This window comes from Pseudomonas sp. Emmai (genome assembly GCF_055179735.1).
Genome location: NZ_CM143685.1, coordinates 5,579,146 through 5,605,048, shown reverse-complemented (window position 1 = coordinate 5,605,048; position 25,903 = coordinate 5,579,146). Strand labels below are relative to the sequence as shown.

At 56.0% G+C, this 25,903-nt stretch carries 18 protein-coding genes, 6 tRNA genes, 3 rRNA genes and 1 riboswitch; of the genes, 21 read left to right on the top strand and 6 right to left on the bottom strand.

The window, feature by feature from the left end; genetic code table 11:
- Positions 1 to 44: 44 nt before the first annotated feature.
- Together ACY4LX_RS25750 and astE are read left to right on the top strand one after the other, a co-directional pair.
- The gene (locus ACY4LX_RS25750) at positions 45 to 332 is read left to right on the top strand and encodes a hypothetical protein (protein ID WP_010457234.1); all 288 of its coding nucleotides are present in this window, start codon (positions 45 to 47) and stop codon (positions 330 to 332) included.
- Positions 333 to 344: 12 nt separating this feature from the next.
- Entirely contained in the window at positions 345 to 1,355 is a 1,011-nt protein-coding gene (gene astE, locus ACY4LX_RS25745; protein ID WP_149657769.1) for a succinylglutamate desuccinylase, read from the top strand.
- A gap of 130 nt (positions 1,356 to 1,485) precedes the next feature.
- Here astE and ACY4LX_RS25740 read toward each other — a convergent pair whose 3' ends face one another.
- Positions 1,486 to 1,995: a 6,7-dimethyl-8-ribityllumazine synthase gene (locus tag ACY4LX_RS25740; RefSeq protein ID WP_149657767.1), complete on the bottom strand. Its 510-nt coding sequence runs from the start codon at positions 1,993 to 1,995 to the stop codon at positions 1,486 to 1,488.
- A gap of 102 nt (positions 1,996 to 2,097) precedes the next feature.
- Positions 2,098 to 2,268, bottom strand: a riboswitch (FMN riboswitch).
- A 197-nt stretch (positions 2,269 to 2,465) separates the two neighbouring features.
- Between ACY4LX_RS25740 and ltaE the strand changes: the two genes are divergently transcribed.
- From ltaE to ACY4LX_RS25705, 7 genes are all read left to right on the top strand, one after another.
- Positions 2,466 to 3,470 carry a low-specificity L-threonine aldolase gene (gene ltaE / locus ACY4LX_RS25735; RefSeq protein WP_463258224.1) on the top strand — a complete coding sequence of 335 codons (1,005 nt, stop codon included), beginning with the start codon at positions 2,466 to 2,468 and terminating at the stop codon, positions 3,468 to 3,470.
- A gap of 146 nt (positions 3,471 to 3,616) precedes the next feature.
- Entirely contained in the window at positions 3,617 to 6,235 is a 2,619-nt protein-coding gene (gene alaS, locus ACY4LX_RS25730; protein ID WP_149657764.1) for an alanine--tRNA ligase, read from the top strand.
- A 90-nt stretch (positions 6,236 to 6,325) separates the two neighbouring features.
- Positions 6,326 to 7,567, top strand: a complete 1,242-nt coding sequence (locus ACY4LX_RS25725; RefSeq protein ID WP_123407338.1) for an aspartate kinase — start codon at positions 6,326 to 6,328, stop codon at positions 7,565 to 7,567.
- A 189-nt stretch (positions 7,568 to 7,756) separates the two neighbouring features.
- A complete protein-coding gene (gene csrA, locus ACY4LX_RS25720; protein WP_003178872.1) occupies positions 7,757 to 7,945 on the top strand; it encodes a carbon storage regulator CsrA in 189 nt (62 codons plus the stop codon).
- Between the two features lie 62 nt (positions 7,946 to 8,007).
- Positions 8,008 to 8,098 (top strand) — tRNA-Ser (locus ACY4LX_RS25715).
- Between the two features lie 107 nt (positions 8,099 to 8,205).
- Positions 8,206 to 8,282 (top strand) — tRNA-Arg (locus tag ACY4LX_RS25710).
- Positions 8,283 to 8,354: 72 nt separating this feature from the next.
- Positions 8,355 to 8,431, top strand: a tRNA-Arg gene (locus ACY4LX_RS25705).
- A gap of 19 nt (positions 8,432 to 8,450) precedes the next feature.
- Here ACY4LX_RS25705 and ACY4LX_RS25700 read toward each other — a convergent pair.
- Positions 8,451 to 8,969 (bottom strand): cell envelope protein SmpA, encoded by a 519-nt coding sequence (locus tag ACY4LX_RS25700; protein ID WP_463258223.1) that lies wholly within the window; start codon positions 8,967 to 8,969, stop codon positions 8,451 to 8,453.
- A gap of 319 nt (positions 8,970 to 9,288) precedes the next feature.
- Between ACY4LX_RS25700 and mgtE the strand changes: the two genes are divergently transcribed.
- Positions 9,289 to 10,731, top strand: a complete 1,443-nt coding sequence (mgtE, locus tag ACY4LX_RS25695; RefSeq protein WP_149657762.1) for a magnesium transporter — start codon at positions 9,289 to 9,291, stop codon at positions 10,729 to 10,731.
- Between the two features lie 101 nt (positions 10,732 to 10,832).
- On the opposite strand, the gene ACY4LX_RS25690 is transcribed toward mgtE, so the two are convergent.
- Positions 10,833 to 11,159, bottom strand: coding sequence for an Arc family DNA-binding protein (locus ACY4LX_RS25690; protein ID WP_003178899.1), 327 nt, complete (start codon positions 11,157 to 11,159; stop codon positions 10,833 to 10,835).
- Positions 11,160 to 11,546: 387 nt separating this feature from the next.
- On the opposite strand from ACY4LX_RS25690, the gene phnN reads away from it, so the two are divergent.
- On the top strand, positions 11,547 to 12,119 hold the full coding sequence (gene phnN, locus ACY4LX_RS25685; protein ID WP_463258222.1) for a phosphonate metabolism protein/1,5-bisphosphokinase (PRPP-forming) PhnN: 573 nt from the start codon (positions 11,547 to 11,549) through the stop codon (positions 12,117 to 12,119).
- On the opposite strand, the gene ACY4LX_RS25680 is transcribed toward phnN, so the two are convergent.
- Both ACY4LX_RS25680 and ACY4LX_RS25675 read right to left on the bottom strand, forming a co-directional pair.
- A complete protein-coding gene (locus ACY4LX_RS25680) occupies positions 12,094 to 12,273 on the bottom strand; it encodes a PA3371 family protein (protein WP_149657758.1) in 180 nt (59 codons plus the stop codon). The two genes, phnN and ACY4LX_RS25680, sit on opposite strands and share 26 nt — an antisense overlap.
- A gap of 22 nt (positions 12,274 to 12,295) precedes the next feature.
- Positions 12,296 to 12,529 (bottom strand): hypothetical protein, encoded by a 234-nt coding sequence (locus ACY4LX_RS25675; RefSeq protein WP_463258221.1) that lies wholly within the window; start codon positions 12,527 to 12,529, stop codon positions 12,296 to 12,298.
- Positions 12,530 to 12,819: 290 nt separating this feature from the next.
- Here ACY4LX_RS25675 and ACY4LX_RS25670 point away from each other — a divergent pair.
- From ACY4LX_RS25670 to rrf, 6 genes are all read left to right on the top strand, one after another.
- Positions 12,820 to 12,896, top strand: a tRNA-Arg gene (locus tag ACY4LX_RS25670).
- Between the two features lie 765 nt (positions 12,897 to 13,661).
- Positions 13,662 to 15,200 (top strand): 16S ribosomal RNA (locus tag ACY4LX_RS25665).
- An 83-nt stretch (positions 15,201 to 15,283) separates the two neighbouring features.
- A tRNA-Ile gene (locus tag ACY4LX_RS25660) sits at positions 15,284 to 15,360 on the top strand.
- Positions 15,361 to 15,394: 34 nt separating this feature from the next.
- Positions 15,395 to 15,470 (top strand) — tRNA-Ala (locus ACY4LX_RS25655).
- Between the two features lie 247 nt (positions 15,471 to 15,717).
- Positions 15,718 to 18,609, top strand: a 23S ribosomal RNA gene (locus ACY4LX_RS25650).
- Positions 18,610 to 18,762: 153 nt separating this feature from the next.
- A 5S ribosomal RNA gene (rrf, locus tag ACY4LX_RS25645) occupies positions 18,763 to 18,878 on the top strand.
- The 16S, 23S and 5S rRNA genes sit together here with 2 tRNA genes alongside, the layout of an rRNA operon.
- Before the next feature lie 128 nt (positions 18,879 to 19,006).
- Here rrf and ACY4LX_RS25640 read toward each other — a convergent pair.
- Positions 19,007 to 20,371 (bottom strand): lysozyme inhibitor LprI family protein, encoded by a 1,365-nt coding sequence (locus ACY4LX_RS25640; RefSeq protein ID WP_463258220.1) that lies wholly within the window; start codon positions 20,369 to 20,371, stop codon positions 19,007 to 19,009.
- Between the two features lie 279 nt (positions 20,372 to 20,650).
- On the opposite strand from ACY4LX_RS25640, the gene ACY4LX_RS25635 reads away from it, so the two are divergent.
- The 4 genes from ACY4LX_RS25635 to ACY4LX_RS25620 all read left to right on the top strand — a co-directional run bounded on the left by ACY4LX_RS25635 (position 20,651) and on the right by ACY4LX_RS25620 (position 25,855).
- Positions 20,651 to 22,255, top strand: coding sequence for a tetratricopeptide repeat-containing response regulator (locus ACY4LX_RS25635; protein WP_149662265.1), 1,605 nt, complete (start codon positions 20,651 to 20,653; stop codon positions 22,253 to 22,255).
- Positions 22,252 to 22,941 carry a sensor histidine kinase gene (locus ACY4LX_RS25630; RefSeq protein WP_149662264.1) on the top strand — a complete coding sequence of 230 codons (690 nt, stop codon included), beginning with the start codon at positions 22,252 to 22,254 and terminating at the stop codon, positions 22,939 to 22,941. The genes ACY4LX_RS25635 and ACY4LX_RS25630 overlap by 4 nt, the downstream gene beginning before the upstream one ends.
- Positions 22,942 to 23,158: 217 nt before the next feature.
- Positions 23,159 to 24,400, top strand: a complete 1,242-nt coding sequence (locus ACY4LX_RS25625) for a glutamine synthetase family protein (protein ID WP_463260647.1) — start codon at positions 23,159 to 23,161, stop codon at positions 24,398 to 24,400.
- A gap of 69 nt (positions 24,401 to 24,469) precedes the next feature.
- Positions 24,470 to 25,855, top strand: coding sequence for an MFS transporter (locus ACY4LX_RS25620; RefSeq protein ID WP_463258219.1), 1,386 nt, complete (start codon positions 24,470 to 24,472; stop codon positions 25,853 to 25,855).
- Positions 25,856 to 25,903 lie beyond the last annotated feature (48 nt).

Genomic DNA, 25,903 nt, shown 5'->3' with positions numbered 1-25,903 from the left:
AAGGGGCGCGCCGCTTTTATCTCCCAACGAGAGCGTAAAAAAACATGAGCGATACCCTGCAGCTGATCCTTGAAGACACCGACGGCACGCAACTGGAAACGTCCTGCACCCGCGTCGCGGTCCTGTGGCAAGGCAAAGAGCTGTGGATCCAGCAAGACGGTCGCGGCCAATTGCTGATTGGCGTGGACGTCGAAGAGGGCGATGCCGAATACGCAAACCTGCTGCTGCGCCCATTGGCGACTAATCTGGTAAGTCTGCAACTGGAAATGGAACCGGCCGAAGTCGGTGACGAAGACCACGTGCACGGCCCGGATTGCGCACACGACCACTAAGGAAATCGCTCTATGCTCGCCCTCGGCAAACTGCTTGAACTGACCCTCGCCGGCCGCGAACCGGCGGAGAAGACTCAACTGACTGTCGAAGGCGTGCGCATGCGCTGGTTGAGCGAAGGTGCGCTGGAAGTCCGGCCACCTGAAGCGCGCGACAATGGCCTGGACCTGCTGTTATCGGCCGGTATCCACGGCAACGAAACAGCGCCGATCGAGTTGCTCGATCGGCTGTTGCATGACATCGCCCGCGGCGACCTTAAACCGCGCGCACGTATTCTGTTCCTGTTCGGCAATCCCGAGGCGATCCGCCGCGGCGAGCGTTACATCGAGCAGGACGTCAATCGGCTGTTCAACGGCCGTCACGAGCAAAGCAGCGGTTCCGAAGCCCTGCGCGCCTGTGAACTGGAACGGCTGGCGGCGAGTTTCTTCAGCCTGCCGGACCGTGACCGTCTGCACTACGACCTGCACACGGCGATTCGTGGCTCGAAGATCGAACAATTCGCGTTGTACCCGTGGAAAGAAGGTCGCCAGCACTCGCGCCTGGAACTGGCGCGCCTGCGCGCTGCCGGCATGGACGCGGTGCTGTTGCAGAACAAGCCATCCATCGTGTTCAGTTCCTACACCTACGACAAACTCGGTGCCGAGGCTTTCACCCTTGAATTGGGCAAGGCCCGGCCATTCGGGCAGAACGCCGGGGTCAATGTCGATCTGCTGGAAACCCGTCTCAAGCAGATCATCGAAGGCAACGAGCCGCCCGTGGCTGAAGCGACCCTGGACGGTTTGCAGCTGTTCAGCGTGGCGCGGGAAATCATCAAGCACAGCGACAGCTTCCGCTTGAACCTGCCAGCGGACATCGAGAACTTTTCGGAATTGGAAGTGGGTTACGTACTGGCCGAAGACATCGCCCAGACCCGCTGGATCATCGAAGAGAAGGGTGCCCGGATCATCTTCCCGAACCCCAAGGTGAAGAACGGCCTGCGTGCCGGCATCCTGATCGTGCCGACCAGCGACGAAAACCTCGCCTGATTCCTGCGCCCTGATCGTTCCCACGCTACGCTTGGGAATGCCGCCCGGGACGCTCCACGTTCCAAAGCGGACGCAGAGCGTCCATTGATGCATTCCCACGCAGAGCGTGGGAACGATCATTCAACGCTGACTAGACCGCTACCGCCCGTGGCTCGCTACGACGCAACGCCCGCGTCTTGTGCAGCGTATCCGCACACGTCTTCGCCGCTTCCTGGCCTTTATGCACGAAATGCTCGAAGAAGAACTTCTGATGTTCTTCGCCGGAGTGGAAGTGGTGTGGGGTAAGGACTACCGAGAACACCGGGACTTCGGTTTCCAGCTGCACCTGCATCAGGCCGCTGATCACCGATTGGGCGACGAATTCGTGACGGTAGATTCCGCCATCCACCACCAGGCCGGCGGCAACGATGCCGGCATAACGACCGGACTTGGCCAGCAGCTTGGCGTGCAACGGGATTTCAAAGGCGCCGCCGACTTCGAAGAAATCGATGTCCGATTCCTGATAGCCCTGGGCAATCATTTCGGCGAGGAAGCCTTTACGGCTCTGGTCGACGATTTCCTTGTGCCAGCAGGCCTGGATGAACGCGACGCGCTCGCCGTGATGGTTTTTGCTTTTGCTGTCGATTGCGGTGGGTTGCATGTTCTGGTTCCTGTTTGTGTGAAAAACAGGGCTTATGAATCGAATGGGATTTAAGGGTACGCGTGCTCGCAACAATGCGTGCAAGCGGCCCTTTGGCGCCAATCCCGTTCTCTCTTCATCCGGACTATGACCGTCGGCCCCGGGATCACACCGGGTCTGCTGACCTTGTCGCCATTCACCGCCGAAGCCGTGCTGTCGCCAAGCGCTCGCGGGCTATGCGCATTGCGCGCAATTACCGCCGGTGGGGAGTTGCACCCCGCCCTGAGAACGTTTTGCCGCCAGAATATTTGGCGGCGAAGCGTTTTTAACACATATTTCCTACGTGCGCATTGCTGCTTTCTGATGATTGATATCGAGTTTTTCGAAGGCACAAAGCGCCTTTTCTACGCCCAAGGGTTGATTAATCGTCGGCATGCCCGCAGTACTTCGATCTTGAAAGGGACTTTCCCCTGCTTACCGAGGCCAGATTCATGAGCGTTATCGATCTTCGCAGCGACACCGTCACCCAGCCGTCCCAGGGAATGCTCGACGCCATGGCCAGCGCGGCCACCGGTGATGACGTTTATGGCGAAGATCCGACGGTCAATCACCTGGAAGCCGAACTGGCAAAACGCCTGGGTTTCGCCGCCGCGCTGTTCGTCCCCACCGGCACCATGAGTAACCTGCTGGGTTTGATGGCCCATTGCGAGCGCGGTGAGGAATACATCGTTGGCCAGCAGGCCCACACCTATAAGTACGAAGGTGGCGGTGCGGCGGTACTCGGCTCGATCCAGCCGCAGCCGCTGGAAGTGCAGGCCGATGGTTCGCTGGACCTGGCTCAGGTTGCCGCGGCGATCAAACCCGACGACTTCCATTTCGCTCGTACTCGTTTACTGGCGCTGGAAAACACCATGCAGGGCAAGGTCCTGCCGCTGGAGTATCTGGCCCGTGCGCGCAGCTTCACCCGTGAACACGGTTTGGCCCTGCACCTGGACGGCGCGCGCCTCTACAACGCCGCAGTCAAACTGGGTGTGGATGCCCGGGAAATCACGCAACACTTCGATTCGGTTTCGGTGTGCCTGTCCAAAGGGCTGGGCGCGCCCGTTGGGTCGGTGTTGCTCGGCTCGGTCGAGTTCATCGCCAAGGCCCGTCGCCTGCGCAAAATGGTCGGCGGTGGCATGCGCCAGTCCGGTCTTTTGGCGGCGGCAGGCCTGTATGCTTTGGACCATAACGTTCAACGCCTGGCCGACGACCACGCCAATGCGCAGTTCCTGGCCGAAGGCCTGCGCGAGGCCGGTTATGAGGTGGAACCGGTGCAGACCAACATGGTGTACGTCGCCATGGGCGACAAGGCTGAAGCGATCAAGGCATTCGCGGGCGAGCGCGGGATCAAGCTGAGCGCTGCCGGGCGTCTGCGGATGGTCACGCACATGGACGTCAACCGCGCGCAAATCGAGCAGGTGATCGCTACATTCGTCGAGTTTTCGCGCAACTGACAGCGTTAGCCGTCCAATTGACCGTTTCTATCGTATAAACACGCTGTACCCCGCGCGCAGGGCCGATATAATGCGGCCCTTTGCCGTCGCTTCGTCTGTTGACGTTTTGCACAGGCCTTTGGCCGCAGCCTCCGTGGAAGAACCTAATGAAAAGCGCAGAAATCCGTGAAGCCTTCCTTCGCTTCTTCGAAGAGCAAGGCCACACCCGTGTAGCCTCCAGCTCTTTGATTCCGGGCAACGACCCAACCCTGCTGTTCACTAACGCGGGGATGAACCAGTTCAAGGACTGCTTCCTGGGCCAGGAAAAACGTGCGTACACCCGTGCGACCAGCAGCCAGAAGTGCGTGCGCGCCGGTGGCAAGAACAGTGACCTGGAAAACGTCGGTTATACCGCTCGTCACCACACATTCTTCGAAATGCTGGGTAACTTCAGCTTCGGTGACTACTTCAAGCAGGACGCGATCACCTACGCCTGGACCTTCCTGACCGACGTCCTGAAGCTGCCCAAGGAAAAACTCTGGGTAACGGTCTACGCCTCGGATGACGAGGCCTATGACATCTGGACCAAACAGATCGGTGTGCCTGTCGAGCGCATGATCCGCATCGGCGACAACAAAGGCGCGCCGTACGCGTCCGATAACTTCTGGACCATGGGCGATACCGGTCCGTGTGGTCCTTGCACCGAGATTTTCTACGATCACGGCGACCACATCTGGGGCGGCCCACCGGGCTCGCCGGAAGAAGACGGTGACCGTTACATCGAGATCTGGAACAACGTGTTCATGCAGTTCAACCGCACCGCCGACGGCGTGTTACATCCGTTGCCAGCGCCGTCGGTAGACACCGGCATGGGCCTGGAGCGGATCAGTGCGGTGATGCAGCACGTTCACTCCAACTACGAAATCGACCTGTTCAAGAACCTGTTGAGCGCATCGGCCCAGGCGATCGGTTGCAGCAATGACGATCAGTCGTCGCTGAAAGTGGTGTCCGACCACATCCGTTCCTGCGGTTTCCTGATTGCCGACGGCGTGTTGCCGTCCAACGAAGGTCGCGGCTATGTACTGCGCCGGATCATCCGTCGCGCGTGCCGTCACGGTAACAAGCTGGGCGCGACCGGCAGCTTCTTCTACAAGATCGTTGCCGCACTGGTGGCCGAGATGGGCGAAGCCTTCCCGGAACTCAAACAGCAACAATCCAACATCGAGCGCGTGCTCAAGGCTGAAGAAGAGCAGTTCTCCAAGACCCTGGAGCACGGCCTGAAGATTCTCGAGCAGGATCTGCTGGAACTCAAAGGCACCGTGGTGCCGGGCGACGTGGTGTTCAAGCTGTACGACACCTACGGTTTCCCGATGGACCTGACCGCTGACATCGCTCGCGAACGCAACCTGACCGTCGATGAAGTCGGCTTCGAGCGCGAAATGGAAGCCCAGCGCGTGCGTGCGCGTTCGGCCAGCTCGTTCGGTCTGGACTACAACACCTTGGTCAAGGTTGATGTGGCGACCGAGTTCACCGGCTACAAGGCCACCAGCGGTTCGGCGAAAATTGTCGCCATCTATAAAGATGGGCAGTCGGTCGACGTCTTGAGTGAAGGCGAAGAGGGCGTGATCGTTCTCAATCAGACGCCGTTCTACGCTGAATCCGGCGGCCAGATTGGCGATTGCGGTTACCTGCAAGTCGGCAGCAGTCGTTTTGACGTGCGCGACACCACCAAGACTGGTGGTGCTTTCCTGCACCACGGTGTGGCAGTGTTGGGCAGCCTGACCATCGGAGCGCCGGTAGAGACGCATGTCGATGCCGACGTGCGTCACGCCACCTCACTGAACCACTCGGCCACGCACTTGCTGCACGCGGCATTGCGTCAGGTGCTGGGCGAACACGTTCAGCAGAAAGGCTCATTGGTCGACAGTCAGCGCCTGCGTTTTGACTTCAGCCACTTCGAAGCCATCAAGCCTGAGCAGTTGAAGGCGCTGGAAGACATCGTCAACGCCGAGATTCGCAAGAACTCTGCGGTTGAAACCGAAGAAACCGACATTGAAACCGCCAAGAAAAAGGGCGCCATGGCGCTGTTTGGCGAGAAGTACGGCGACAACGTGCGCGTGCTGAGCATGGGCGGTGATTTCTCCGTCGAGCTGTGCGGCGGTATCCACGCCAACCGTACCGGCGACATCGGCCTGCTGAAAATCATCAGCGAAGGTGGTGTGGCTTCCGGCGTGCGTCGTATCGAAGCAGTTACCGGCGCCGCGGCGCTGGCATACTTGAACGCTGCCGAAGAACAACTCAAGGAAGCGGCCAACCTGGTCAAGGGTAGCCGCGACAACCTGATCGACAAGCTGTCGGCTGTGCTGGAGCGCAACCGTCTGCTGGAGAAGCAACTCGAGCAGTTGCAAGCCAAGGCTGCCAGTGCGGCGGGCGACGATCTGTCGGCTTCCGCGCTGGACGTCAAAGGCGTGAAAGTGCTGGCCGTGCGTCTGGACGGTCAGGATGGCAAGGCGCTGCTGGCGCTGGTCGATCAATTGAAAAACAAACTCGGCCGCGCAGTGATCCTGCTCGGCAGTGTCCATGAGGAAAAGGTCGTTCTGGTTGCAGGCGTAACCAAGGACCTGACTGGCCAACTCAAAGCCGGTGATTTGATGAAGCAAGCTGCTGCGGCAGTGGGCGGGAAGGGTGGTGGTCGTCCGGACATGGCGCAAGGCGGTGGTGTAGACGCCGGCGCACTGGACGCGGCATTGGCCCTGACCGTTCCATTTGTAGAGCAGGGTTTATAAGGCGGTTGGCCGGACGCGCGGTCTAGTGGCGGGTCCGGCAACTGTTTGAGTGATTATTGGGCGCCCTTCATGGGCAGAGGCGGCTTTGAAATGGCTTTGATCGTACAGAAATTTGGAGGCACCTCGGTCGGCACCGTCGAGAGAATCGAGCAGGTTGCCGACAAGGTTAAGAAATTCCGCGATGCCGGCGATGACCTGGTGGTTGTGCTGTCTGCAATGAGCGGCGAGACCAACCGTCTGATCGATCTGGCCAAGCAAATCAGTGGCGACAATCAACCCGTTCCCCGTGAGCTGGATGTGATTGTCTCCACCGGCGAGCAGGTAACGATTGCCCTGTTGGCCATGGCGCTGATCAAGCGCGGCGTGCCAGCGGTGTCCTACACCGGCAATCAGGTACGGATTCTGACGGACAGCGCGCACAATAAAGCGCGTATCTTGCAGATTGACGATCAGAAGATTCGCGGTGACTTGAAGGCTGGTCGCGTGGTGGTTGTCGCCGGTTTCCAGGGCGTCGACGAGCACGGCAACATCACCACCCTCGGTCGTGGCGGTTCCGACACCACCGGCGTGGCGCTGGCAGCGGCCTTGAAGGCTGATGAGTGCCAGATCTACACCGATGTGGATGGCGTTTACACCACCGATCCACGCGTGGTCTCCGTGGCTCAGCGCCTGGACAAGATTACCTTCGAAGAGATGCTGGAAATGGCCAGCCTCGGTTCCAAGGTGTTGCAGATCCGTGCGGTGGAATTCGCCGGCAAGTACAACGTTCCGCTGCGCGTACTGCACAGCTTCAAGGAGGGTCCGGGCACCCTCATTACTATTGATGAAGAGGAAACCATGGAACAGCCGATCATTTCCGGCATCGCTTTCAATCGCGATGAAGCCAAGCTGACCATCCGTGGCGTGCCAGACACCCCGGGTGTTGCGTTCAAGATTCTTGGGCCGATCAGCGGCGCGAACATCGAAGTCGACATGATTGTGCAGAACGTTGCGCACGATAACACCACCGACTTCACCTTCACCGTGCACCGCAACGACTTCCAGGCCGCGCAAACCGTGCTGGAAAACACCGCTCGCGAGATCGGTGCCCGTGAGGTCGTGGGTGACATCAAGATCGCCAAGGTCTCGATCGTCGGCGTCGGCATGCGTTCTCACGCAGGCGTGGCCAGCCGCATGTTCGAATCCCTGGCCAAGGAAAGCATCAACATCCAGATGATCTCGACCTCGGAAATCAAAGTCTCCGTGGTGATCGAAGAGAAGTACCTGGAACTGGCTGTGCGCGCTCTGCACACGGCTTTCGAACTGGACGCGCCTGCCCGTCAGGGCGAGTGATGCGTTTACCGAAGGGCGCGGTCTGACCGCGCCCTTCGTCTTTTTTGAATAGCGCGACCCAGGACTCTGTTCTTTTGCTCGCGCTGGTCAATACTCAGGCATGTAGGGCTGCGATCGTTCCGGTTGTAGGTCGAGTGCCTTTTTTTTGCAGACTGTTGTCCCTGAACTGTAATGCGTGAGGAGAAAGGTATGCTGATTCTGACTCGTCGGTGCGCAGAAAGCCTGATTATTGGTGATGGCGAAATCACTGTGACCGTGCTCGGCGTCAAAGGAAATCAAGTGCGTATTGGCGTTAACGCGCCTAAAGAGGTTGCTGTTCACCGCGAGGAAATCTACTTGCGGATCAAGAAAGAGAAGGACGACGAACCAAGCCATTAATTTTTATCGTTTTTTATGTTTGCAAACGGGGAAAAGGTTGGTTAAGATACGCCCCGTGTTGCGGAGAGCTGGCCGAGTGGCCGAAGGCGCTCCCCTGCTAAGGGAGTACACCTCAAAAGGGTGTCGGGGGTTCGAATCCCCCGTTCTCCGCCATTATTTGCGTAGTACGTTGTAATCTGGCTTCTTCGGTAAGTTGTTGAAATTACTAGAAAAAGTGTTTGACATAGAGATTAGACGGCCTATAATGCGCGGCAACAAATGCACTCGTAGCTCAGCTGGATAGAGTACTCGGCTACGAACCGAGCGGTCACAGGTTCGAATCCTGTCGAGTGCACCATTTAAGAGTTGTTGGCAGTAATGCGAGCAACTTTGCTTCAGCCAGTTGTGGTCTGGTTTAAAAACACAAAATGCACTCGTAGCTCAGCTGGATAGAGTACTCGGCTACGAACCGAGCGGTCACAGGTTCGAATCCTGTCGAGTGCACCAAACACCAAAAAGCCTGCGTTTAACGCGGGCTTTTTGCCGTCTGGGATTTGGCTTTTCCCTTGACGCATCCTTTCTCGTCGAACTCGATATGTGCGCTGCGACCTCGCTTGAGGTCATAGCGGTAGCTCGTGGCCGAGTTGCGAATACTGATTTTGTCCGGCTTGCCGAGGGCGCTTTCGACGTCCTGCTGAGTCATGCCGGCAATCACCCGTTGATTGATGATCGCTTCTCGACGTTGCTTGGCGTTGATCAGGTTTCCACATTTGTCCTCTAATTGGCCGACGATGGTCGGTTCTCTTCTTTTTGCATTCGCACCTGGAGGTTGCTGGGTGGTGGCTTCGGGCATGATCGCGTAGGTGGTGCCTGGCATGAAGGGGCGAGCGGTATGGAGTGAAAGGCTCTCATTGGTCTTGCAGCTCATCGTAGTAAAGGTGATGCCTCCGTCAGGTGCCTCGCATCGGTGAACGGTCGCAGCAAGCAGCTTGATTGGCAGGCAGAGCAGGGTAGTCAGCAAGAGCAGGTATGTGTTCGATGGCATTCGGCGTCCTCCATGACGTTCCATCTGAAGGGTAGCTGCTACTTTTTTCGAATGCCTTGTGTTTTCTTTTCAGGATAAGTCGTCGCAATTGATGTCTGAAGACAGCGCTCAGGTTTGTCTTGCAAGCGCTTGTTTCAGCCGCGATTTTTTAACGTTTTAAACCGTCAGGCGGTGTATCATTGCGCCCGTCAGCCCCGCCGGGGCTTATGGAAAACTTCCATGGACTTACCCAGTAGTTACTCAGTACCCCGTTTTTCCAATCATGAATTGACTGATTGATCCTTCCGGCGTGCCCCGCTGCTGGGAGTGGAGTTCGCCTATGTCTGAAGTTGAAGTAAAGAAAACGCAGGAAAGCTTGCAGGACCGCCTCGCTCAAGTCGTTGAGCTGTTGCAGCGTCAGCGAGTGGTCGAAGACCTGACTCATCGCCAGGAAGGTCCGCATCACGACCGGGTCGAGAACCTGGTTCACCGCCAAAACCTCGTCGAGCTGCAACGCAAGCTCGATGATCTGCACTCCGCTGACGTTGCCTACATCCTTGAAGCCTTGCCGCTGGACGATCGTCTGACGCTCTGGCAATTGGTCAAGGCTGATCGTGACGGCGACATCCTTCTCGAAGTATCCGATTCGGTTCGTGAAACGCTGATCGCCGACATGGACGATCACGAGCTCCTGGCGGCGGCCAAGGACATGGATGCCGACGAACTTGCTGACCTGGCTTCCGAGCTGCCGCGAGACGTCGTCCATGAGCTGATGGAAACCCTTGATGGTCAACAGCGTGAGCGCGTTCGCTCCGCATTGTCCTATGACGAGGAGCAGGTCGGTGCGCTGATGGACTTCGAGATGGTGACTATCCGTGAGGATGTCAGTCTCGAAGTGGTTCTGCGTTATCTGCGTCGTCTCAAGGAGTTGCCGGGGCACACCGACAAGTTGTTCGTGGTCGACTACGACGGCGTGCTCAAGGGTGTGCTGCCCATCAAGCGCTTGCTGGTGAATGATCCGGATAAACAGGTTTCCGAAGTCATGGCCAGTGATCCGGTCAGTTTCCATCCGGACGAAGACGCCTACGATGCCGCTCAGGCGTTTGAGCGTTACGACTTGATCTCTGCGCCGGTGGTCGACAAGAACGGCAAACTGATCGGCCGTCTGACCATCGATGAAATGGTCGACCTGATTCGTGAAGAGAGCGAAAACGAAGTTCTCAACATGGCGGGTCTGCGCGAAGAGGAAGACATCTTTGCGTCAGTCTGGAAATCCCTGCGTAACCGCTGGTCTTGGTTGGCGGTTAACCTGGTGACTGCGTTTGTAGCCTCGCGGGTAATTGGTCTGTTCGAAGGCTCCATCGAAAAGCTGGTAGCGCTCGCTGCATTGATGCCGATCGTGGCAGGCATTGGGGGCAACTCGGGTAACCAGACGATTACCATGATCGTTCGGGCTATGGCGCTGGATCAGGTCAGTACCGGCAATACGTCCCGCTTGATGCGCAAAGAGCTTGCAGTAGGTTTGATCAATGGCCTGGTCTGGGGCGGGGTGATTGGTGTCGTCGCCTATCTGCTCTATGGCAGCTGGTCCCTTGGCGTCGTGATGACTGCAGCGATGACGCTTAACCTGTTGCTGGCGGCGTTAATGGGGGTATTGATTCCCATGACCCTGGCGCGCCTGGGGCGCGACCCGGCCATGGGGGCCAGTGTGATGATCACTGCCATGACCGACAGTGGCGGGTTCTTCATCTTCCTTGGGTTGGCCACAATCTTCCTGCTTTGATTCGCATCTCTGAAGCCCGCCAAATTGGCGGGCTTTTTAATGCCTCGAATTCCAGACAAAAAAAAGCCAGCGATTATGCTGGCTTGAATTTTTTGGGTGGATCAGGACGCGTCTGCGGCCATTTCAGCGTCATGGGCGATCAGCGAAACAAGAGCGTTTTGCTGACGGTGGGAGAGTTGGCGGAAGCGTTGCAACAGTTCGCGTTCGTGCAACGACAGCTCCGGGCTGTCCAGGCGCATGCTCAGCTCTTCGCCCAGTGCACCTTCTTGAATAAGACTCTGCTCAAGGCGCGCAATGATTTCGGAGTTCATGCTGCGATGATGATTGCGAGCCACCTCGGCAATGCGCTCACGCATTCCGTCTGGCAGACGTACGACAAACTTGTCAGCCGTACGGCTGGAATAAATTGCCTGTTTCAATGGGCGCATATATTTAACCGGTTAGTTCAGGGGAGCGGTTCTCGGGATTGGCCGCAGGATGTCTGATAGGACAAGCACTCTGGCCAAATGTTCAACCTGAATTGATAGAGGCTCGCATCATGCCTCAAAGTAGCCAGTTCATTGGCGTCAATTCTGTGACAAATATTGAACTGGATAAAGGCGTTATGCCAGCACCAATTATCAGAAATGCGGACTGGTTTGAAAAGTTTGCCCTGGTCCGTATCTCTCACCGCGTCCTGTTGCCCGGCAGGTGGTGTCCTCGGACGCCTGAAGGTGCATGCTATGCGGATTCGATCATCGTTCCTTACCTTGTATAGGATAGTGGCAAATGGCCGATTTACTAGAGGCGAACCTGTAGTGCGGGGTGATTTCAGGATGGATGGCAGATTGATTTATCTGATGGGGCCATCAGGTTCAGGTAAAGACAGTCTCATCGAAGCGGCGCGAGGGCCGTTGCAGGCGCTGGGTTGCGAAGTGGTGCGGCGGGTCATCACGCGTTCAGCCGAATCCGCGGGCGAGGATGCCGAAGGGGTTACTCCTGAGGAGTTCGAGCGGCGCAAGGAGGAGGGTGGCTTCTCGCTCTTCTGGCGCGCCAATGGCCTGGATTACGGTATTCCCGTCGAAATCGATCAATGGCTCAAAAATGGGCGCCACGTTTTGGTCAATGGCTCTCGAGGGTATCTATCTATTGCGCTGGAGCGTTATCCGACAATGCTGCCGGTGTTGTTGACGGTCAAGGATGGTGTGTTGCGCGAGCGGTTGGTGCGCCGGGCGCGAGAGAGCCTGGAGGATATTGACGCCAGGCTTCGGCGTAACCAGTTATTCGCAGGTGATGACTCGATCAGCGATACGCAAATCTTTCGACTCGATAACTCCGGCGACCTGGCTGCCACGGTTTCCAATCTTCTGAGTATGCTGCGGCTTAGCGTAAAACCGGATCAAATTTGATTCGACGTCCGGCGATCAATGCTAGCACGAACAATGAGCCAAAGACGCCGCAGGCAATCAAGGGTGGGGTGAGCAATGCGTCCTGATCCAGGGATAGATGAAGGATGCCACTCAACAAGGCCAGGATAAAAAATCCTGTGGCTGATTTGGACATGCGGTGCTCCTGGTAGGGAAAGTCAAAAGATCAATCGTTCGGAATCTGGCTTCTGTGGAGCAGAGCTCTCTTGGCTCATTTCCTGATTTACAAATACGTGCTGGTCACTCATGACTGCCAGTTGGGGCGCTTTCTGCAGTTGGAGGTAGTGGGGCATGCGCTGGGCAACCACCTCAGCGTTACCCTCGGGGATCAATTGAAGGCCAGCCAGCAAGGCTAAGGCGATCGCATTCGAGAGTAATAGGGCGCCGTTCATGGGGTTGTCCTCCATTGTTCTTGGAGAATAGCTAAAGCAGTCAGCATGCCAAGAGTCTAACGGCTATTAAATCCTTTAAAAACAATGGATTGGTCCTCAATAGCAGAAAGGTATCAGTGCAATTTGCAAAGATGGCGTTTTGATGTGATGCAATTTGCACGGCAGACGATGCCTTTGGGGTATGAGGCATTTGCCTACACTTAAAAAGCCTAAGGACGACATGACAAACGTGGGTCTGCCCGTTAACATGCTCGCCGTCCATCGCGCTGCGGTTCTCGCGAGCGATTTGTGTCTCAGTAGCTCAATTGGATAGAGCATCCCCCTCCTAAGGGGAAGGTTGGCAGTTCGAACCTGCCCTGGGACACCACCTTCATTTCAAGCTCGGCTCCTTCTACTCTGAATTCCCTTTTCGGCTCTCAATCGCTTCCTGAAGCGGGGCTTGAGTCTGGATGCGTTTTGCACCTGTTTCCGAGATGTTGAGGGTTTTAAGGTTCTCTTCTATATAGAGGGCGCGGTTTCTCTTTCTATATAGAAGGCAAAGACGAGCGTTTTTCGGCTTTCTGCAAGTTATTGATAGAAAAGCCAAATCAGTGCTTGACGGCAGATTCTGGAAGTCTATAATTCGCCCCACTTCCGGCGCAGTCGAAACGGAAAACTCCTTGGTAAACAAAGAGTTACGCAGTTTTCGGCAGCGAGTTGCTTCAGGTCATCGAAGCCCAGAAGGAGTTGATTGAGCGGTGTGGTTTGGCTCGATTGACGGTTCGATCTTCTCGGTCGAAAGCGGAACAAAAGAGGTGTTGACAGCGGCGAGTAACGCTGTAGAATTCGCCTCCCGCTAACGAGAGATCGGAAGCGCAAGTGGTTGAAGTTGCAAAGGAAACTTTGAAAGCTTCTGAAAATAACCGCTTGACAGTAACTGGCGCTGCTGTAGAATGCGCGCTCTCGGTTGAGACGAAAGATCTTAACCAACCGCTCTTTAACAACTGAATCAAGCAATTCGTGTGGGTGCTTGTGGAGTCAGACTGATAGTCAACAAGATTATCAGCATCACAAGTTACTCCGCGAGAAATCAAAGATGTAACCAACGATTGCTGAGCCAAGTTTAGGGTTTCTTAAAAACCCAAAGATGTTTGAACTGAAGAGTTTGATCATGGCTCAGATTGAACGCTGGCGGCAGGCCTAACACATGCAAGTCGAGCGGCAGCACGGGTACTTGTACCTGGTGGCGAGCGGCGGACGGGTGAGTAATGCCTAGGAATCTGCCTGGTAGTGGGGGATAACGCTCGGAAACGGACGCTAATACCGCATACGTCCTACGGGAGAAAGCAGGGGACCTTCGGGCCTTGCGCTATCAGATGAGCCTAGGTCGGATTAGCTAGTTGGTGAGGTAATGGCTCACCAAGGCGACGATCCGTAACTGGTCTGAGAGGATGATCAGTCACACTGGAACTGAGACACGGTCCAGACTCCTACGGGAGGCAGCAGTGGGGAATATTGGACAATGGGCGAAAGCCTGATCCAGCCATGCCGCGTGTGTGAAGAAGGTCTTCGGATTGTAAAGCACTTTAAGTTGGGAGGAAGGGCATTTACCTAATACGTAAGTGTTTTGACGTTACCGACAGAATAAGCACCGGCTAACTCTGTGCCAGCAGCCGCGGTAATACAGAGGGTGCAAGCGTTAATCGGAATTACTGGGCGTAAAGCGCGCGTAGGTGGTTCGTTAAGTTGGATGTGAAATCCCCGGGCTCAACCTGGGAACTGCATTCAAAACTGTCGAGCTAGAGTATGGTAGAGGGTGGTGGAATTTCCTGTGTAGCGGTGAAATGCGTAGATATAGGAAGGAACACCAGTGGCGAAGGCGACCACCTGGACTAATACTGACACTGAGGTGCGAAAGCGTGGGGAGCAAACAGGATTAGATACCCTGGTAGTCCACGCCGTAAACGATGTCAACTAGCCGTTGGGAGCCTTGAGCTCTTAGTGGCGCAGCTAACGCATTAAGTTGACCGCCTGGGGAGTACGGCCGCAAGGTTAAAACTCAAATGAATTGACGGGGGCCCGCACAAGCGGTGGAGCATGTGGTTTAATTCGAAGCAACGCGAAGAACCTTACCAGGCCTTGACATCCAATGAACTTTCTAGAGATAGATTGGTGCCTTCGGGAACATTGAGACAGGTGCTGCATGGCTGTCGTCAGCTCGTGTCGTGAGATGTTGGGTTAAGTCCCGTAACGAGCGCAACCCTTGTCCTTAGTTACCAGCACGTTAAGGTGGGCACTCTAAGGAGACTGCCGGTGACAAACCGGAGGAAGGTGGGGATGACGTCAAGTCATCATGGCCCTTACGGCCTGGGCTACACACGTGCTACAATGGTCGGTACAGAGGGTTGCCAAGCCGCGAGGTGGAGCTAATCCCAGAAAACCGATCGTAGTCCGGATCGCAGTCTGCAACTCGACTGCGTGAAGTCGGAATCGCTAGTAATCGCGAATCAGAATGTCGCGGTGAATACGTTCCCGGGCCTTGTACACACCGCCCGTCACACCATGGGAGTGGGTTGCACCAGAAGTAGCTAGTCTAACCTTCGGGGGGACGGTTACCACGGTGTGATTCATGACTGGGGTGAAGTCGTAACAAGGTAGCCGTAGGGGAACCTGCGGCTGGATCACCTCCTTAATCGACGACATCAGCTGCTCCATAAGTTCCCACACGAATTGCTTGATTCATTGAAGAAGACGATAAAGAAGCAGCCCGAAATTGGGTCTGTAGCTCAGTTGGTTAGAGCGCACCCCTGATAAGGGTGAGGTCGGCAGTTCGAATCTGCCCAGACCCACCAATTTTGCTTGTGTGGGAAACGCCTGTAGAAATACGGGGCCATAGCTCAGCTGGGAGAGCGCCTGCCTTGCACGCAGGAGGTCAACGGTTCGATCCCGTTTGGCTCCACCACTACTGCTTCTGATTGTTGAAAGCTTAGAAATGAGCATTCCACCAAGACGGTGATGAATGTTGATTTCTAGTCTTTGATTAGATCGTTCTTTAAAAATTTGGGTATGTGATAGAAAGATAGACTGAACGTTACTTTCACTGGTAACGGATCAGGCTAAGGTAAAATTTGTGAGTTCTCTTAATTGAGAAATTCGAATTTTCGGCGAATGTCGTCTTCACAGTATAACCAGATTGCTTGGGGTTATATGGTCAAGTGAAGAAGCGCATACGGTGGATGCCTTGGCAGTCAGAGGCGATGAAAGACGTGGTAGCCTGCGAAAAGCTTCGGGGAGTCGGCAAACAGACTTTGATCCGGAGATGTCTGAATGGGGGAACCCACCTAACATAAGTTAGGTATCTTAAGCTGAATACATAGGCTTAAGAAGCGAACCAGGGGAACTGAAACATCTAAGTACCCTGAGGAAAAGAAATCAACCGAGATTCCCTTAGTAGTGGCGAGCGAACGGGGACTAGCCCTTAAGTGGCTTTGAGATTAGCGGAACGCTCTGGAAAGTGCGGCCATAGTGGGTGATAGCCCTGTACGCGAAAATCTCTTAGTCATGAAATCGAGTAGGACGGAGCACGAGAAACTTTGTCTGAATATGGGGGGACCATCCTCCAAGGCTAAATACTACTGACTGACCGATAGTGAACTAGTACCGTGAGGGAAAGGCGAAAAGAACCCCGGAGAGGGGAGTGAAATAGATCCTGAAACCGTATGCGTACAAGCAGTGGGAGCCCACTTTGTTGGGTGACTGCGTACCTTTTGTATAATGGGTCAGCGACTTATTTTCAGTGGCGAGCTTAACCGAATAGGGGAGGCGTAGCGAAAGCGAGTCTTAATAGGGCGTCTAGTCGCTGGGAATAGACCCGAAACCGGGCGATCTATCCATGGGCAGGTTGAAGGTTGGGTAACACTAACTGGAGGACCGAACCGACTACCGTTGAAAAGTTAGCGGATGACCTGTGGATCGGAGTGAAAGGCTAATCAAGCTCGGAGATAGCTGGTTCTCCTCGAAAGCTATTTAGGTAGCGCCTCATGTATCACTGTAGGGGGTAGAGCACTGTTTCGGCTAGGGGGTCATCCCGACTTACCAAACCGATGCAAACTCCGAATACCTACAAGTGCCGAGCATGGGAGACACACGGCGGGTGCTAACGTCCGTCGTGAAAAGGGAAACAACCCAGACCGTCAGCTAAGGTCCCAAAGTTATGGTTAAGTGGGAAACGATGTGGGAAGGCTTAGACAGCTAGGAGGTTGGCTTAGAAGCAGCCACCCTTTAAAGAAAGCGTAATAGCTCACTAGTCGAGTCGGCCTGCGCGGAAGATGTAACGGGGCTCAAACCATACACCGAAGCTACGGGTATCACTTAGGTGATGCGGTAGAGGAGCGTTCTGTAAGCCTGTGAAGGTGAGTTGAGAAGCTTGCTGGAGGTATCAGAAGTGCGAATGCTGACATGAGTAACGACAATGGGTGTGAAAAACACCCACGCCGAAAGACCAAGGTTTCCTGCGCAACGTTAATCGACGCAGGGTTAGTCGGTCCCTAAGGCGAGGCTGAAAAGCGTAGTCGATGGAAAACAGGTTAATATTCCTGTACTTCTGGTTATTGCGATGGAGGGACGGAGAAGGCTAGGCCAGCTTGGCGTTGGTTGTCCAAGTTTAAGGTGGTAGGCTGGAATCTTAGGTAAATCCGGGATTCTAAGGCCGAGAGCTGATGACGAGTGTTCTTTTAGAACACGAAGTGGTTGATGCCATGCTTCCAAGAAAAGCTTCTAAGCTTCAGGTAACCAGGAACCGTACCCCAAACCGACACAGGTGGTTGGGTAGAGAATACCAAGGCGCTTGAGAGAACTCGGGTGAAGGAACTAGGCAAAATGGCACCGTAACTTCGGGAGAAGGTGCGCCGGTGAGGGTGAAGCATTTACTGCGTAAGCCCATGCCGGTCGAAGATACCAGGCCGCTGCGACTGTTTATTAAAAACACAGCACTCTGCAAACACGAAAGTGGACGTATAGGGTGTGACGCCTGCCCGGTGCCGGAAGGTTAATTGATGGGGTTAGCTAACGCGAAGCTCTTGATCGAAGCCCCGGTAAACGGCGGCCGTAACTATAACGGTCCTAAGGTAGCGAAATTCCTTGTCGGGTAAGTTCCGACCTGCACGAATGGCGTAACGATGGCGGCGCTGTCTCCACCCGAGACTCAGTGAAATTGAAATCGCTGTGAAGATGCAGTGTATCCGCGGCTAGACGGAAAGACCCCGTGAACCTTTACTATAGCTTTGCACTGGACTTTGAATTTGCTTGTGTAGGATAGGTGGGAGGCTTTGAAGCGTGGACGCCAGTTCGCGTGGAGCCAACCTTGAAATACCACCCTGGCAACTTTGAGGTTCTAACTCAGGTCCGTTATCCGGATCGAGGACAGTGTATGGTGGGTAGTTTGACTGGGGCGGTCTCCTCCTAAAGAGTAACGGAGGAGTACGAAGGTGCGCTCAGACCGGTCGGAAATCGGTCGTAGAGTATAAAGGCAAAAGCGCGCTTGACTGCGAGACAGACACGTCGAGCAGGTACGAAAGTAGGTCTTAGTGATCCGGTGGTTCTGTATGGAAGGGCCATCGCTCAACGGATAAAAGGTACTCCGGGGATAACAGGCTGATACCGCCCAAGAGTTCATATCGACGGCGGTGTTTGGCACCTCGATGTCGGCTCATCACATCCTGGGGCTGAAGCCGGTCCCAAGGGTATGGCTGTTCGCCATTTAAAGTGGTACGCGAGCTGGGTTTAGAACGTCGTGAGACAGTTCGGTCCCTATCTGCCGTGGACGTTTGAGATTTGAGAGGGGCTGCTCCTAGTACGAGAGGACCGGAGTGGACGAACCTCTGGTGTTCCGGTTGTCACGCCAGTGGCATTGCCGGGTAGCTATGTTCGGAATAGATAACCGCTGAAAGCATCTAAGCGGGAAACTAGCCTCAAGATGAGATCTCACTGGGACCTTGAGTCCCCTGAAGGGCCGTCGAAGACTACGACGTTGATAGGTTGGGTGTGTAAGCGCTGTGAGGCGTTGAGCTAACCAATACTAATTGCCCGTGAGGCTTGACCATATAACACCCAAGCAATTTGCGTCGAAAGAGCAGATTGCGGTGTGTGAAGACGAAACGAACCGAAAGTTCGAAAGACTCACAAAACACCGAAGGCTATCACATACCCAATTTGCTGAAGCGAGGCCAGCTGGCCGCGACTCAGTACCCGAATTTCTTGACGACCATAGAGCATTGGAACCACCTGATCCCATCCCGAACTCAGCAGTGAAACGATGCATCGCCGATGGTAGTGTGGGGTTTCCCCATGTGAGAGTAGGTCATCGTCAAGATTAAATTCCGAAACCCCTATCTGCGTATGCAGGTAGGGGTTTTGTTTTTGCCCTCGAAAAAGTGGCTGTAATAAAAAAGCCCCACTCAGAGATCTTCTGGTGGGGCTTTTTTGCGCCTGTTGTACTAACTAGTTGCCATTGTCCCCTTCGACTTTGTCGATCGAAGTCATCACATCGGTCATACGCCGTCGCCCATTCACCTGATAGCTACGTTCGGTAATCTCGGGATCTGGTTTGCGAAGTAGCAGTTGCGCGTGTAGTCCATGCTCGACGTTATATCCTCCAAACCAATCCATCATCCTCCCGATATAGCATTGCCCATCAATCATCACAGGCATGTCACCGACTATTTCGAAGCTGTAATGCCCAGGGCCATAGCTGTAATAAGTACTGTCACCTTCGCCGCTTGGAGGAATAGGGCAGAGCGGGTGACTCTGGTCGCCTATATCTTTTGCTTCGGTTCTGTTCACGCTACCCAAAGCTTGGGTGAGTGCTTTATGCAGCGCGGCGTCCAACGAAACAGTGGCGCCGCTGGTTTCATCTTTTTGTGTCTTGGGAATAGTTAGCTTATAGCGGTAGTTAACGCTCACAGTAGGGACTGCGCCGTTAAGCTTCAATGGGGCAAGAAGATAGAGGTGATCAACACCGTAGTAGCTGTTCCGGTAGGCTGCATAAATGCGTCCACGAGCCTTTATCCAGCTGACGGACTGGTTTGCACCGCGATCATTAAGGGAGAGGAGAGCGCTGTCGGAGTTGGCTTCAGAGTCGAAAGCCAGTGTCCTTCTGACAAATACATCTCCGGAACGGCGAAACGTTTCTATAAAAGAAAATAACCCGGTACCGCCTGTGTAGTTATCAACGATAAGGTCTCGCAGTCCATCGCCGTCCAGGTCTATCAAGGTATAAGAACTATTGCCGTCTTCTCCCCTGATTTTAGAGGCGGTCAAAGCCTTCCACTCGTCTGGCGTCACACCCGCCGGGATCGTCTTCGGAAAGTGATACTCGTCGGCAGCGTTGTCGTCATCCGCCACGTCTGAAAAGTCAGTGGTATCTGTTTTGACCGCAAGTGAGTCCAATATCTTTCCCAACGGGAACTCAGCATCGACGGTGCCTGCTTTTTGTATGGCTTGCCGCAAGTCCTCTGAGACCAACCTATCGACGTCATCAGGTGTGTAGATGACCGCTTCACTCCATTGCTTTTGCAGTACCTGCAAGCGCTCACGGTAGCGCTGATCGAGGCACTCCACGTTTTCAGCACACTGGTCACGGATTTTCAGCCAGGCACGCTGAGCGGTTTTCAGTTCGGGCTGGACTTTGACCAGGCTCCGATAAGCCGATCCCATTTGAGTATCCAGTCCATACAGCCCGGTATGGGCGCAGATGGTTTTCTCTACGGCGCTCGCCGCTTTCGTACAGTCCATTCCAGCCGCCAGTGCATGCTCAGTAGCCAGCAGAACACAAACGGACAAAATACAGCGTCCTTTGGTGTACACAGTAATCAGACCTTGAGTTCAAAGAGTAAGTACGTCGCCACCCAAGTGTGCATCAAGGCCCGCGTCGACGCAGCCAAATGCACGTTTATACGCTCGCCGCTTCAAGGGAACGCCACTACTGGCCGATAACCCGAAGGGTCGCTGTTCTCTTTGCTTGCGGCAACTAGAGAAATCGCTTGATAGCCTTTGGCCTGCCGTTATCATCTGCGCGCCTGAAGGGGCGGCGTAGCTGTGTATCTGTCTTTGGGTTGTTCTTCTTAAATTGCCTGGAAATCTTCGATGCTGTCGTATCACCAAAAGAGTTTTCTGATCGTCGATGATTTCTCGGATTTCCGCAGCTCCGTCAGGTCCATGCTGCGAGAACTGGGCGTCAAGGATGTCGACACCGCTGATACCGGTGAACAGGCGCTGCGCATGTGTGCGCAGAAGTCCTACGATTTCATCTTGCAGGATTTTCACCTGGGTGATGGCAAGAAGAACGGTCAGCAGGTGCTCGAGGACCTGATGATCGAGAAGCTGATCAGCCATGAAAGTGTATTCGTCATGGTCACCGCCGAGACCAGTCAGGCGATGGTGCTCAGTGCCCTGGAGCACGAACCCGACGCGTACCTGACCAAACCGTTCAACCGCTCCGGCCTGGCCCAGCGTCTGGAGCGGCTGGTGCAGCGCAAGACCTTGCTCAAGCCGATCCTGCAGGCGCTCGACCGTAACAAACCGGTGGAGGTACTCAACGCCTGCATCGCGCTGTGCAAGCAGGACATCCGCTATTCGCCGCTGTGCCTGCGTTACCGCGCCGATGCCCTGCGCGACCTGAATCAGAACGAGGCGCTGGAGCGGCTCTACGACAGCATCATTGCTGATCGGCCTTTGCCTTGGGCGTTTGCCGGGCTCGGCAAATTGCTGTTCAAGCGCGGACAGGTAAGCCAGGCCAAAGGCGTCTACGAGAAGGCGCTGAAGGTGTTTCCGATGATGCCGGCGCTGTATGACGGCATGGCCGATGTATTGGTCGCCGAAGGCGATACCAAGGGCGCCCAGCGTGTGTTGGAGGAAGCCATTCGCCTGTCGCCATTGGCGGTGCGCCGACAAGCATTGCTGGGTAAGTTGGCAATGACCAACGAAGATTTTGAAACCGCTTCCAAAGCCTATCGTCAGGCGGTGGCTCAGGGCGCGCAGTCCCGTTTCAAGGATGCGGAAAGCAATCTGGGTCTGGCCCACGCCTTGATCAGTAAAGGCAGTGAAAAAGGTCTGGACACTCGGACCCGCCTGGAAATCAACACGACCCTCAGCGCGGTGGCCAAGGAGAATCCCTCCGACCCCGGCCTGCAGATTCGTGCACGGCTGATGAAAGCCACCAGCCTGCTGCTCAACGATGCAGAGACGGCCGAGAAGCTCACCGAACAAGCGATGATGCGCCTCGATGGCATGGAGCAATTCATGAGCGCCGAAGCGGCGCTGCTGGTGGCCAAGCAACTGCAAATGCTCGGACAGGCCAGTGCCGGCGCTTCGATGCTGAAAAACTGTGCCGAGATCTACGGTGACGACCCGGCGGTGATGCAAGGCATCGCCAAGTTGACCGACGACCCGACCATCCTCAATGCCGGTAACGCGGCGGCCGACCTCAACCGTCAAGGCGTGCGGGTCTACAAGACCGGCAACCTGGTGGAGGCGCGGGACGTGTTCCGCAAAGCCCTCGCGCTGCAACCGAAGAACATCAGTATTGCGCTGAACATGGCGCAGTCGCTGCTGCATGGCACTGATGCCAGTGCGCCTTCGGTGGAACTTGAAGAGTGTCGAGCCTGCCTGAAAACGGTCGGCCTGATGCCCGATACTGACCCGCGTTTTTCCCGTTATCAGAAGCTGCGAAGCAAGGCGTTTGGCGAATGAGCGACAGCGAACAGGCACTCGATTTCTCCACGGTGATTGCCTCTACCGTGCACGACATGAAGAACTCCCTGGCCATGCTGATGCAGGCGCACAGCCAATGGCTGGCGCGCTTGCCTGATCAGCAGCATTCCAAAGAGCAGGGCGTTATCGACTTCGAATTCGCCCACCTCAACGGCATGCTGGTGCAGTTGCTCGGGCTGTATAAGCTCGGCGTCAACCAGATGCCGTTGCAGCCGGCTTACCACGAGCTGGACGACTTTATTGAAGCGCAATTGGCGGCGCATCAAGAAGTGTTCGCCAGTCGCGGCATCATGGCGACGTACGAAGTCGATCCGCTGAGCCCGTTGGGGTTCTTCGACCGGGAGCTGGTTGCTTCGGTGCTGGCCAACAGCATCAACAACGCGATTCGATATGCCAAGGATGCGCTGTTGATCACGGTCAGCGACGAAGCCGGTCAGTTGGTGATCACCATCAACGACGACGGTGAGGGGTATCCGCCGGAGATGATCGAACGCCAGGCAGATTATGTGCAGGGGATCAACCACAGCTCCGGCAGCACCGGCCTTGGCCTGTACTTCGCCGGGCGGATCGCGGCGTTGCATCAGCGCAACGGCGTCGGTGGTTATACCCGAATCAGCAATGGCGGCCCGCTGGGTGGTGGCGTATTCAGCCTCTACCTGCCCTGAACACGCCTCTACGCAATTACGCATTTTTGTTTCCCGCTGCTTGATATTCCGAACGGGCGGAGCCTATTTTGTACGGGTCGCCGTTCGCGGCTCGCACAACAACAAGGATTGCGTCATGACAACCGATGGCCAGCGTTCACTCGCTCAGCGATTGACGGGCATTGATGAGATTGAATGTGTCACGCCGGATTTGAACGGCGTACCACGGGGCAAAGTAATGACCGCCGAGGGTTTTCTCGAAGGGCGACGGTTGCAGATGGCGCGGGGTGTGCTGCTGCAATGCATCATGGGCGGCTATCCGCCAGCGCGCTTTTACGGCAGCGATGATGGCGACCTGGCGTTGGTGCCGGATCCTGCGCAGATCCACCGCTTGCCCTGGAGCAAGCAACCCCGGGCGTTCGCTATTTGTGATGCGGACGAACTGACCGGAGAAAGCTCGTCGCTATCGACTCGCGGACAGCTCAAAGCGGTCATCGCCCGTTATGCCGCGCGAGGCCTGGCGCCGGTGGTGGCGACCGAGCTGGAGTTCTTTGTCTTCGCGCCCAACCCCGACCCGACGCAACCGTTCCAGCCGCCGCTGGGCCTGGATGGCCGTCGTGAGGACGGTCATTCGGCGTTCAGCGTCAGTTCCAATAACGGCTTGCGCCCCTTCTTCAGTGAAGTTTACGAATGCATGGCGGCCCTGGGCTTGCCCCGCGACACCTTCATGCATGAGATGGGTGTCAGTCAGTTCGAGATCAACCTGCTACACGGCGATCCGCTGCTGCTGGCCGACCAGACCTTTTTGTTCAAGCACCTGCTCAAGGAAGTCGCGCTCAAGCACGGCCTGACCGTGGTGTGCATGGCCAAGCCATTGGCTCACACGCCGGGCAGTTCGATGCATATTCACCAGAGCATCGTCGAGATCGGCAGCGGGCGTAACGTGTTCAGCGACAAGGCGGGTGAACCGACGGCAACCTTCCGTCATTTCATCGGTGGTCAGCAGGCCGGCATGGCAGACTTCACCGCGTTGTTTGCACCCAACGTCAATTCGTACCAGCGTTTGTGCCACCCGTTTGCCTCGCCGAATAATGCCTGCTGGTCCCACGACAACCGGGCTGCGGGTTTGCGCATTCCGGCCAGTTCGCCGGTGGCTCGACGGGTCGAGAATCGCTTGCCCGGCGCGGATGCCAATCCGTACCTGGCAATCGCTGCGAGCCTGGCTGCGGGGTTGTACGGAATCGAAAACGAGCTGGAACCGAGTGCGCCGATTCAGGGTGAATTCGTGGTGCCGGATAATCTTTCGTTGCCATGTACCTTGCATGCGGCCCTCGAACGTCTGAAACGTAGTCAATTGGCGATGGAACTGTTCGGCAAGGAGTTCATCGAAGGCTACATCGCTTCGAAGTCCATGGAGTTGACCAGCTTCTTTGATGAAATTACTCCCTGGGAACGGCGTGTTTTAGCAGCCCAGGCCTGACGATCCGTCGTCTACGGGCTATCGTTTTCGATAGCCCGATCCCACTGCAAGGAGCCGCTCGGAACGCCGATGCGCCAAATCTGGAAATCCTTTCGAGCGCTGTATTTCGCCTCGCTGATGATGTTGATCGGCTCGGGCTTGTTAAGTACTTATCTGGCCCTGCGCCTGGCCGCCGACCATGTGGATGGTCTGTGGGTCGGTGCGTTGATGGCCGCCAACTATTTCGGCCTGGTGCTGGGCGGCAAGATCGGTCACCGATTGATTGCCCGGGTCGGGCATATCCGCGCTTACGCGGCGTGTGCCGGGATTGTCGGCGCGGCGGTGTTGGGTCACGGCTTGATCGACTGGTTGCCCGCCTGGCTGTTCCTGCGGGTCATCGTCGGCCTGGGCATGATGTGCCAGTACATGGTGATCGAAAGCTGGCTCAACGAGCAGGCAGAGGCCAAGCAGCGCGGCCTGGTGTTCAGTGGCTACATGATTGCCTCGTACCTGGGGCTGGTGTTGGGTCAGTTGATCCTGGTCCTGCACCCGGCGCTCGGTCTGGAACTGCTGATGCTGGTCGCCCTGTGTTTCGCGTTGTGCCTGGTGCCGGTGGCCCTGACTCGACGCATTCACCCGGCGCCTTTGCATCCGGCACCGATGGAGCCACGGTTCTTCATCAAGCGCGTGCCACAGTCGTTGAGCACGGTGTTGGGCGCGGGGTTGATCGTCGGGTCGTTCTACGGCCTGGCGCCGCTGTATGCCTCGCAGCAGGGGCTGTCCACCGAGCAGGTCGGTCTGTTCATGGGTAGCTGCATTTTTGCCGGGCTGGTGGTGCAGTGGCCGTTGGGCTGGTTGTCCGATCGGTACGACCGGGCGCTGCTGATCCGCTGCTTCGCCTTGTGCCTGGCCGTGGCCGCGTTGCCGCTGGCGATCATGACGGAGGTGCCGCTGGAGGTGCTGTTTATCGCCGGGTTCCTTTGTTCGTTGGTGCAGTTCTGCCTGTATCCGCTGGCGGTGGCGTTTTCCAATGACCACGTCGAGGGTGATCGTCGGGTGTCACTGACGGCGATGCTGCTGGTGACCTACGGTGTCGGCGCCAGTATCGGGCCGCTGGTGGCGGGGGTGCTGATGAAGCTGTTCGGCAGCCACATGCTGTACGCCTTCTTCAGTTTCTTCGCGTTGGTGCTGGTGTGGCGGATTCGCCCGAAAGCGGTGACTAACCTGCATGTGGTCGACGATGCACCGCTGCACCACGTGGCCATGCCCGACAGTATGTCCAGTTCGCCGCTGGTGGCAGCCCTCGATCCTCGGGTCGATGAGCAGGTGGTGCAAGACCAGATGCAGAATCCAATCGAGCCGGAACCAGAGCCTGAACCCGAACCCGATCCGACCCCGGAAGATCCGACAGATCCCCACGATCCCGAAGACCCGGACGCTGGTCGCGAGCAAAGCTTTACCGAGGCCAGGCCTTAACATCGAGGCATAAAAAAACGGGCAGTCACCGCAAGGGACTGCCCGTTT

Excerpts from the sequence above, each read along its gene's own strand:
- astE (WP_149657769.1), top strand. The coding sequence starts at position 345 with ATGCTCGCCCTCGGCAAACTGCTTGAACTGACCCTCGCCGGCCGCGAA.
- ACY4LX_RS25620 (WP_463258219.1), top strand. The coding sequence starts at position 24,470 with ATGCGCCAAATCTGGAAATCCTTTCGAGCGCTGTATTTCGCCTCGCTG.
- ltaE (WP_463258224.1), top strand. The coding sequence starts at position 2,466 with ATGAGCGTTATCGATCTTCGCAGCGACACCGTCACCCAGCCGTCCCAG.
- ACY4LX_RS25700 (WP_463258223.1), bottom strand. The coding sequence starts at position 8,969 with ATGCCATCGAACACATACCTGCTCTTGCTGACTACCCTGCTCTGCCTG.
- ACY4LX_RS25630 (WP_149662264.1), top strand. The coding sequence starts at position 22,252 with ATGAGCGACAGCGAACAGGCACTCGATTTCTCCACGGTGATTGCCTCT.
- ACY4LX_RS25690 (WP_003178899.1), bottom strand. The coding sequence starts at position 11,159 with ATGCGCCCATTGAAACAGGCAATTTATTCCAGCCGTACGGCTGACAAG.
- ACY4LX_RS25740 (WP_149657767.1), bottom strand. The coding sequence starts at position 1,995 with ATGCAACCCACCGCAATCGACAGCAAAAGCAAAAACCATCACGGCGAG.
- csrA (WP_003178872.1), top strand. The coding sequence starts at position 7,757 with ATGCTGATTCTGACTCGTCGGTGCGCAGAAAGCCTGATTATTGGTGAT.
- ACY4LX_RS25625 (WP_463260647.1), top strand. The coding sequence starts at position 23,159 with ATGACCGCCGAGGGTTTTCTCGAAGGGCGACGGTTGCAGATGGCGCGG.
- ACY4LX_RS25680 (WP_149657758.1), bottom strand. The coding sequence starts at position 12,273 with ATGTCCAAATCAGCCACAGGATTTTTTATCCTGGCCTTGTTGAGTGGC.
- ACY4LX_RS25675 (WP_463258221.1), bottom strand. The coding sequence starts at position 12,529 with ATGAACGGCGCCCTATTACTCTCGAATGCGATCGCCTTAGCCTTGCTG.
- ACY4LX_RS25635 (WP_149662265.1), top strand. The coding sequence starts at position 20,651 with ATGCTGTCGTATCACCAAAAGAGTTTTCTGATCGTCGATGATTTCTCG.
- ACY4LX_RS25750 (WP_010457234.1), top strand. The coding sequence starts at position 45 with ATGAGCGATACCCTGCAGCTGATCCTTGAAGACACCGACGGCACGCAA.
- ACY4LX_RS25725 (WP_123407338.1), top strand. The coding sequence starts at position 6,326 with ATGGCTTTGATCGTACAGAAATTTGGAGGCACCTCGGTCGGCACCGTC.
- mgtE (WP_149657762.1), top strand. The coding sequence starts at position 9,289 with ATGTCTGAAGTTGAAGTAAAGAAAACGCAGGAAAGCTTGCAGGACCGC.
- phnN (WP_463258222.1), top strand. The coding sequence starts at position 11,547 with ATGGATGGCAGATTGATTTATCTGATGGGGCCATCAGGTTCAGGTAAA.
- alaS (WP_149657764.1), top strand. The coding sequence starts at position 3,617 with ATGAAAAGCGCAGAAATCCGTGAAGCCTTCCTTCGCTTCTTCGAAGAG.